Source organism: Micromonospora sp. NPDC047762, assembly GCF_043204655.1.
Classification (GTDB): domain Bacteria; phylum Actinomycetota; class Actinomycetes; order Mycobacteriales; family Micromonosporaceae; genus Micromonospora.
The window spans coordinates 461,624-469,030 of sequence record NZ_JBIDCQ010000006.1; the positions used below are offsets into that span (position 1 = coordinate 461,624).

Below are 7,407 nucleotides of genomic sequence, written 5' to 3' on the forward strand. Positions count from 1 at the left end.
CATGGAACTTCCCACCGGATACATCACCGCGCTCGACGCCATGAGCCGGCACGTCAACTCGGCCCGACCGGACGCGCCGGTCCAGGTCGAACACCCCCGCCGGGCCCTGCTCGCCCCGACCCGGCAGGCCACCGCCCTCGCCCTGCGCCGGCTCGCCGACCGCATCCAACCGCGACCGCTGCCCGGCACCCCGCGCTGCTCCTGACCCCGCACCAATCCCATTCCGGTACGCACGGGACGAACAGTGTGGGTCCGGGCACGCAGAGTGGTCGACTGCGGTGTTGCCAGGCAGACTGGTGAAGTTATGTCGCCGCTCACGCCCACTCTCCGCCTCCACGACCGCTACGTACTTCACGAGCGGATCGGTCTCGGTGGCATGTCCGAGGTGTGGCGTGGCGACGACGAGGTGCTCGGCCGGCCGGTGGCGATCAAGGTGCTCGCCGGGCAGTTCGCCACCGACCCACAACTGCGGGCCACCATCCAACGCGAGGCCCGCGCGGCCGCCCGGCTCACCCACCCACACGTGACCCAGGTGTACGACTACGCCGAAGCGACACTGGCCGGCGGCGTCGTGGTCCCGTACCTGGTGATGGAGCTCGTCGACGGCCACAACCTGGCCGACCGGCTGCGGACCGGGCCGCTGCCCTGGCCGGAGGCGGTCCGGGTGGCCGGGCAGATCGCCGCCGCGCTGGCCGCCGCGCACCGCATCGGCGTCGTGCACCGCGACGTCAAGCCCGGAAACGTCATGCTCACCGACACCGGCGCCAAGGTGCTCGACTTCGGCATCGCCGCGCTCGGCGGCCTCGACAGCCAGTCCGGCGAACCGCTGATGGGCACCCCCGCCTACTTCGCCCCGGAACGGCTGACCGCCGGCCCGCCCGACCCGGCGAGCGACGTGTACGCCCTCGGCGCACTGCTCTACCGCACCCTCACCGGGCGGGCGCCGCTACCCGTGCAGAGCTGGGAGGACGCGCTGGAGGTGCACCGGCGCGGCACCCCGGTGCCGCCGCTGCGAGTGCCCGGCCTTCCCGCCGACATCGCCGAGCTGACCGTGGCCTGCCTGGCCGCCAACCCGGCCGACCGGCCGAGCGCCGCGCATCTGGCCCGCCGATTCGGTGCCGGTCAGCCGGTCGAGCCGCCCACCGAGCTGCTGCGCATCCGGCCGGCCGCCCACCCGCCCACCCTGATCGACAGATCGGTGGTGGCCCGCCCCGTCCCGGCGACCGCCGCACCGCCCCGACGCCGGTCGCGTCGGCCCCTCGGTGTGCTCGTCGCGGCCGTGCTCGCCGTGCTGATCGGCGTCGGCGCCCTCATCGCGCAGAATCCGCTCGGCAATCCGGGCACACCCGACCCGACCGAGGTCGCCGCCGCGCCGTCGACCTCCTCCCCGGCCCCCGCGCCCACGACACACTCGCCGACGCCGGCCGCACCGTCCTCGCCACCCTCCGCCGCCAGCACCGCGCCCTCAACCGTCGGGCAGCAGGTACCGGTCAGCTTCCGCGAGGTGAGCAGCGAGTTCGCCGCCATCCTCGCCACCGCGGTCGCCCGCGACGACATCGACCGGAAGACCGCCGAAGACCTGCGCGACGACCTGGCCGACCTCAACCGCCGCACCAGGGACCGCGCCGAGCGCGTCGCCGACCTACGGGACCGCATCGCCGAGCTGGTGCGGCGGGACCGCCTACCAGCGCAGACGGGCGAGAAACTGGACGCTCTGCTCGCCCGGACCGGCACGTTCTCCACCAGCCGTACGGACGACTGATACCTCCGTCGATACCGCTGGCATGATGTCCCGATGCGGACACGTCTGATCTTCGTGCGACACGGCGAGTCGGTCCACCAGCTCGAAGGAGTCATCGGTGGGCCACGTGGCTGTCGGGGCCTCACCGCCCTCGGCCACGAGCAGGCACACGACCTGGCCAACCGGCTCACCGGCGACATCGCCGCCGACGGGCCGGTGGCGGTCTACTCGTCCGTGCTGCGCAGGGCGGTCGAGACCGCGCAACCGATCGGCGCGGCGTTCGGCGTCCGGCCCGTGGCCGACTGTGGTCTCTGCACCTGGCACACACCCCCGTACGCCGACGGCCTGCCGACCTCCCTCTTCCGTACCGACCACGCGATTGCGGGCGGCGGCGTGTTCCGACCGTTCGAGGAGGGCAACGAGAGCTGGGCCGAACTGGTGGTCCGCGTCAGCCGCGCGATCATGGAGATCGCCCACCGGCACCGGGGCTCCACAGTGGTCCTGGTCGGCCACAGCGAAACCGTCGAGGGCGCCTTCCACGCGCTCGGCGCGCAGCCGGTCTTCCGGGCGTTCGACCTGGACGTGCCCCCGGCCTCGATCACCGAATGGACCACCGACCACGACCCCGGCGGCTGGCCGCCGGCCCGCTGGACGCTGCGTCGCTTCGCCGACACCGGGGGGTGGGCCAGAGCGTGATCCAGTACCGCCGGGCCGGACCGAGTTCGGTGTCTCGGACGGCGGCGGGCGGACGGGCGGATGGGGCGACGCTATTCGGCGGCCAGGATCTGCTCGCGCAGGATCTCCGCGTGCCCGCAGTGCTGCGCCATCTCGCGCAGCACGTGCAGGTAGACCCAGCGCAGCGGCAGCGGGCCGCGCCGGTTGCCGCGAAGCAGGTCGTCGAGGCCCAGGCTGGACGTGGCGCGGCGGGAGGCTTCGCAGGCTTCCCGGTGCGCGCGCTGGACGGCGGCGATCGTGTCGCCGTCGTTTAGGATGAACGATTCGTCCGGCGTGGCCGGGATGCCGATTTCGGAGCGGGGCCGGCAGGTGACGGCCTCGTCGAACCAGACCTTCTCCACGAACGCGGCGTGCTTCACCAGACCCAGCAGCGTCGTCCGGGACGGCACCAACGACCGCCGCGCCTGCTCCTCGGTCAGCCCGTCCAGGTAGCCGTTGAGCGCTCTGCGGTGCTCGTCGATGAACGCCTCGAACTGCGTCTGGGCTGACTGGCCGACGACATCAGCGGCGAAGGTCGGAGGAAAGGAGGTCATTCCCGAAGCATTCCAAGGTCGTTGCCGCCGCGCAAACAGCACATTCAACCGAAGGAGAGAAGAGCGCCGCGCTCGTCAAAGCGGGCGGTGCCCGCCCAGGCGATCTCCCACCGGTTGCCCTCCGGGTCGGCGATGTAGCCGGAGCGCCCACCCCAGGACCGGTCGGTCGGCTGCGCCACCACCGTCGCCCCCGCCGCGACGGCCGCCGTGAAGGCCGCGTCGACCTGCTCGGGGCTGTCGACGTTGCAGGCCAGGGTGACCCCCGACCAGCCACCGGCCGGCGGCGGCACGCCCGGCGCAGCCTCGGCGGCCAACTCCGGTAGCGGGTAGAGCGCGAACAGCACACCACCCAGCAGGAAGGCCGACCAGCGGTCGTCACTGGCCGGCAGCTCGGGCCACCCCAACGACCGGTAGAACGACCGCAGCGCGGCGACGTCGCGTGCTCCCAGTGTGACCACGGACAGTCGGGAGGGGACGGCGCTCATGAACCGATCCTGCCCGAAGCGGACCGTCTCTGTCGTCGTGGGCTCTGCCATGCGCTCCTCCACGTGTCGATGACACTGTCCACGCTAGGGGACGGGTCCGACGGAGACTCCCAGTCAGCCGATGCTGACGCTGACCGACTCACCCGCGTCGGTGCCCGCCCGGGCGTACACCTCGCCCTTCGGCGTCCAGACGCCCGAGAGCCCCGCCGCCTCGGTGTAGCCACCGCCGGTCGACCCGGCGAAGCTCGCCACCGCCACCCAGACCCGGTGCGCGGCGGCGATCCGGTGCGCCCGCTGGTCTGTCACTGCGGCGTCGCGGGCCGACTCCAGGACGCCCGCCGCGTACACGTCGATCCCGAGCGCGGCCGTCCGGTCCGCGTGCGCGGCCACGCCGGTGTCCTTGCAGATCGCCAGCCCCACCCGCCAACCGTCCACATCGAGCACGACCGGGGTGTCGCCGGGCCGGAACCGGCGGGCCTCCGCGTCCCCCAGCCACATCTTCCGGTACGCCACCGTCGCACCGCCACCGGTCACCGCCAGCATCGCGATGTGGTCGCCGGTGACCGGCGCACCGACCAGGGCCAGCGCACCCGCCTCGGCGCACGCCTCGACCAGCGGCGCCAACCGCGGGTCGTCGACCGACACGACCGGCGCGTCCAACTCGTACCCGGTCAGCGACAGCTCCGGAAAGACCACCACCCGGGCGCGCGCCGCGCGGACCGCGGCGGCGTGCGCCCGCGCGTTTGCCGCGACGTCCAGGGGTACGCACGGCGGCTGGACCACCGCGAGCCGCAGCGGGGTGCGGCTTTCCGCACCCCCACCGGTGTGGCCGACCCGCGCGGCCGGGCGGTCGGCCCCATGGTCGGCTCTCAGGATGACTTCGTAACGTGGGCGCATGATTCGAACGTCCCACGCCGTGTTCGCCACCGGAACCCCCGCCGCCGCAGCGGAGCCACCACAGGACGGGATCGTCGGCTACGTCACTGACCTGGTGGAACGACTCGGCGGACCGGGCGCTGGCCTGGCAGTGGCGTTGGAGAACCTCTTCCCGCCGATCCCCAGTGAGGTGATCCTGCCGCTGGCCGGGTTCGTCGCCGCACAGGGACGGATGAGTCTGGTCGGTGCGATCTTCTGGACCACGCTGGGTTCGGTGGTGGGTGCGCTCGCGCTCTACCTGATCGGCGCGGCGCTGGGACGCGACCGGATGCGCAACATCGTTTCCCGGCTTCCACTGGTCAAGCTCAGCGACGTGGACCGGACCGAGGCGTGGTTCCTGCGCCACGGTGTGAAGGCCGTCTTCTTCGGCCGGATGATCCCGATCTTCCGAAGCCTGATCTCCATCCCGGCGGGGGTGGAGCGGATGCCGGTGAGCACGTTCCTGCTCTACACCACGCTGGGCAGCCTGATCTGGAACACCACGTTCGTGCTCGCCGGTTACCTGCTGGGTGACAACTGGCATCTCGTCGAGGGCTACGCCGGCATGCTCCAGAAGGTGGTGATCGTCGTCTGCGCGGCGGCGGCCGCCTGGTTCGTCGGGTCCCGCGTGCTGAAGGCCCGCCGCGCTGCCCGCGACCCCGAGCCGACCGAACCCGAGCAGGGTGCCTTGAACGGGATGCCCGACCCGGGCGGTCGCGGCACCCTCTACCGAAGCGGATCGTGGGCGTCGGACGAGCGCTAGCCAGCCCTTCTGGTTTGCTTGTTCCTTTGCTCTGCACCCCAGACTGCACCGGCGTCGCGTGCGGACGGGTCACGTGACGCCCCACATCGCGCCGACGTTTCCTGCGGGCACGTCGCACGAAGCGGCGCAAGGGGGAGCAGGCTTGCTGCGGAAGGCGGGCGAGGTGGTGGGGGAGCGGCAGACCGGCAGGTGGTTGCTTCGGCTCCGGCTGCCGCTCGGTGTCGCCGTCGGAATCGCGACGTCCGCCGTCGAGTTCGCCTTCCTCGCCGTCGCGATCGCAGCCTGCGGTGTGTCCGCGGTCGCGCCTGCGGCGGGCCGTCGGGTTACCGGCCTGACCAGCAGGTACGGCGGGCGGCTCATGCGGATGGAACACCGCCGCCTCGCCGGGCTGTTCGCCACGCAGGATCTGCCCGTGCCGACCACCGCGGCGACCCGGCGGCAGCTCGGCTACCTGGCCGCGCGACTGTTGCCCGGCGCGCTCGGCCTGCTGGCGTACGCCGTGCTCGGCGTCGGTGTGGTGCTGGCCGGGATCGTGCTGCGCGCGGCCGTGCGCGGGGAGCTGACTGTTCTCGACGCCCTGTCCCAGGTCGCCGTCGGGGCGGTGCTGTTACTGCTCAACGTTCAGGCCGTCGCCAGCATCGCCGCACTGGACATCTGGCTGGCGCGACGACTGCTCGGCGCGGGAAGTCGGGCAGAGCTGACCCGCCGGGTCCACGAGCTGACCACCAGTCGGGCCGGAGTCATCGCCGCTGTCGACGCCGAACGGCAGCGCATCGAACGCGACCTGCACGACGGCCTCCAACAGCGACTGGTCGCCCTCGGCATGCTGCTCGGCCGGGCCCGCCGCGCCCGCGACGCCGACCGCACACACGCACTGCTCGCTCAGGCACACGAGGACGTGCAGCGGGCCATCGAAGAGTTGCGCGAGGTGGCGTGGCGGGTCTACCCGTCAGCGCTGGACGACAGCGATCTGGGTGAGGTCCTGGCCATCGTCGCCCGCGGATCCGAGGTGCCGGTGCGAATCCGCTGCGAGCTGCCGGTCCGCCCCGAGCGGCAGGTCGAGACGGTGCTGTACTTCGTCGCCTGCGAGGCGCTCACCAACGCCGCGAAGCACGCCGCCGCTACCCTGGTCACTGTCGAAATCGGAGTACGGGATGGGTGGATCCGGATGCGCGTACACGACGACGGCGTCGGCGGCGCGGAACCGACCGGACGTGGGTTGTCCGGGCTGGCGCGACGGGTCGCCGCGCTGGACGGCCGACTTCTGGTGACCAGCCCAGCCGGCGGTCCGACGACCGTGCTGGCGCAGCTGCCGTGCGCCTAGTCCTCGCCGAAGACTCGACGCTGCTCCGGGAGGGCCTGACGCGGCTGCTCGCCGACGAGGAGCACGAGGTGCTCGCGGCGGTCGGGACCGCCGACCAGCTTGTCGAGGCGGTCGGACGATCCCGTCCCGACGTGGTCGTCACCGACGTCCGGATGCCACCCGACCACACCGATGACGGGCTGCGGGCCGCCCTGGAGATCCGTCGCCGGTGGCCCGATACCGGCGTCCTCGTGCTCTCCCAGTACGTGGAGCGGCGTTACGCCGGGAGGCTGCTCGCGGACCGTCCCGAGGGGGTCGGCTACCTGCTCAAGGACCGGGTCGCCCAGGTGGACGACTTCCTCGACGCCCTCGACCGGGTGGCCGCCGGAGGCACCGCCCTCGACCCGGAAGTGGTCCGTCAGGTGGTGGCCGGCTCGGACCGTCCCGACCCGTTCGGTCGGCTCACGCCGCGGGAACGGGACGTGTTGCACGAGATGGCCCAGGGGCACACGAATCTCGCCATCGCCCAGCGGTTGCACGTATCGCAGAGCGCTGTCGAGAAGCATGTCAACGCCATCTTCGACAAGCTCGACCTCGCACACACAACGGGCTACAGCCGACGAATCCTCGCAATCCTGCGCTACCTGGGCTCCTGACCCGCCCAGGCTGTGGGCAGGGCACCGCGGCCGGCCACGCATGATCGACTCGGGTTTCCTGATGTCGGGGTGTCCGGGCATCCGGGATGCCCCGCCTTCCGTGAACCCGAGTGGATCAACCCGGTGAGGGCTGGTCCGATGGCGTGGAGCCCGGTGTCGTGTGGGTGGTTTGTCGGTTTGTGGGGTGTGGCCGGGCGCACGCGTGGGCCGGAATCATGGCCGGGCCGGGGTCGTTACATACCCTGACGATCGCAGTACCACCGGCCGGCCGCCCGA

The 7,407-nt window shown here is 72.2% G+C and carries 9 protein-coding genes; 6 read left to right on the top strand and 3 right to left on the bottom strand.

Translation table 11 applies throughout. The features are described 5' to 3' along the window. The first annotated feature begins 1 nt into the window (after nucleotide 1). The 3 genes from ACGF3C_RS21360 (at nucleotide 2) to ACGF3C_RS21370 (ending at nucleotide 2,437) form a co-directional block, all read left to right on the top strand. Entirely contained in the window at nucleotides 2–205 is a 204-nt protein-coding gene (locus tag ACGF3C_RS21360; RefSeq protein ID WP_238668377.1) for a hypothetical protein, read from the top strand. Between the two features lie 99 nt (nucleotides 206–304). Then, nucleotides 305–1,762: a serine/threonine-protein kinase gene (locus tag ACGF3C_RS21365; protein WP_393224450.1), complete on the top strand. Its 1,458-nt coding sequence runs from the start codon at nucleotides 305–307 to the stop codon at nucleotides 1,760–1,762. Nucleotides 1,763–1,795: 33 nt separating this feature from the next. Beyond that, nucleotides 1,796–2,437: a histidine phosphatase family protein gene (locus ACGF3C_RS21370; RefSeq protein WP_357232211.1), complete on the top strand. Its 642-nt coding sequence runs from the start codon at nucleotides 1,796–1,798 to the stop codon at nucleotides 2,435–2,437. Nucleotides 2,438–2,508: 71 nt separating this feature from the next. Here ACGF3C_RS21370 and ACGF3C_RS21375 read toward each other — a convergent pair whose 3' ends face one another. The 3 genes from ACGF3C_RS21375 to ACGF3C_RS21385 form a co-directional block, all read right to left on the bottom strand. Further along, nucleotides 2,509–3,009, bottom strand: a complete 501-nt coding sequence (locus tag ACGF3C_RS21375; protein ID WP_357232214.1) for a DinB family protein — start codon at nucleotides 3,007–3,009, stop codon at nucleotides 2,509–2,511. 44 nt (nucleotides 3,010–3,053) lie between these two features. Next, entirely contained in the window at nucleotides 3,054–3,494 is a 441-nt protein-coding gene (locus ACGF3C_RS21380) for a VOC family protein (protein WP_357232217.1), read from the bottom strand. 114 nt (nucleotides 3,495–3,608) lie between these two features. Next, nucleotides 3,609–4,391: a carbon-nitrogen hydrolase family protein gene (locus tag ACGF3C_RS21385; protein ID WP_393224453.1), complete on the bottom strand. Its 783-nt coding sequence runs from the start codon at nucleotides 4,389–4,391 to the stop codon at nucleotides 3,609–3,611. On the opposite strand from ACGF3C_RS21385, the gene ACGF3C_RS21390 reads away from it, so the two are divergent. The 3 genes from ACGF3C_RS21390 (at nucleotide 4,390) to ACGF3C_RS21400 (ending at nucleotide 7,131) form a co-directional block, all read left to right on the top strand. Further along, complete coding sequence (locus tag ACGF3C_RS21390; protein WP_355009991.1) at nucleotides 4,390–5,172, top strand: DedA family protein; 783 nt, start codon at nucleotides 4,390–4,392, stop codon at nucleotides 5,170–5,172. The two genes, ACGF3C_RS21385 and ACGF3C_RS21390, sit on opposite strands and share 2 nt — an antisense overlap. Nucleotides 5,173–5,314: 142 nt before the next feature. Next, on the top strand, nucleotides 5,315–6,496 hold the full coding sequence (locus tag ACGF3C_RS21395) for a sensor histidine kinase (RefSeq protein WP_393224455.1): 1,182 nt from the start codon (nucleotides 5,315–5,317) through the stop codon (nucleotides 6,494–6,496). Further along, nucleotides 6,487–7,131 (top strand): response regulator transcription factor, encoded by a 645-nt coding sequence (locus ACGF3C_RS21400; RefSeq protein ID WP_357232227.1) that lies wholly within the window; start codon nucleotides 6,487–6,489, stop codon nucleotides 7,129–7,131. The genes ACGF3C_RS21395 and ACGF3C_RS21400 overlap by 10 nt, the downstream gene beginning before the upstream one ends. The last annotated feature ends 276 nt before the right edge of the window (nucleotides 7,132–7,407 follow it).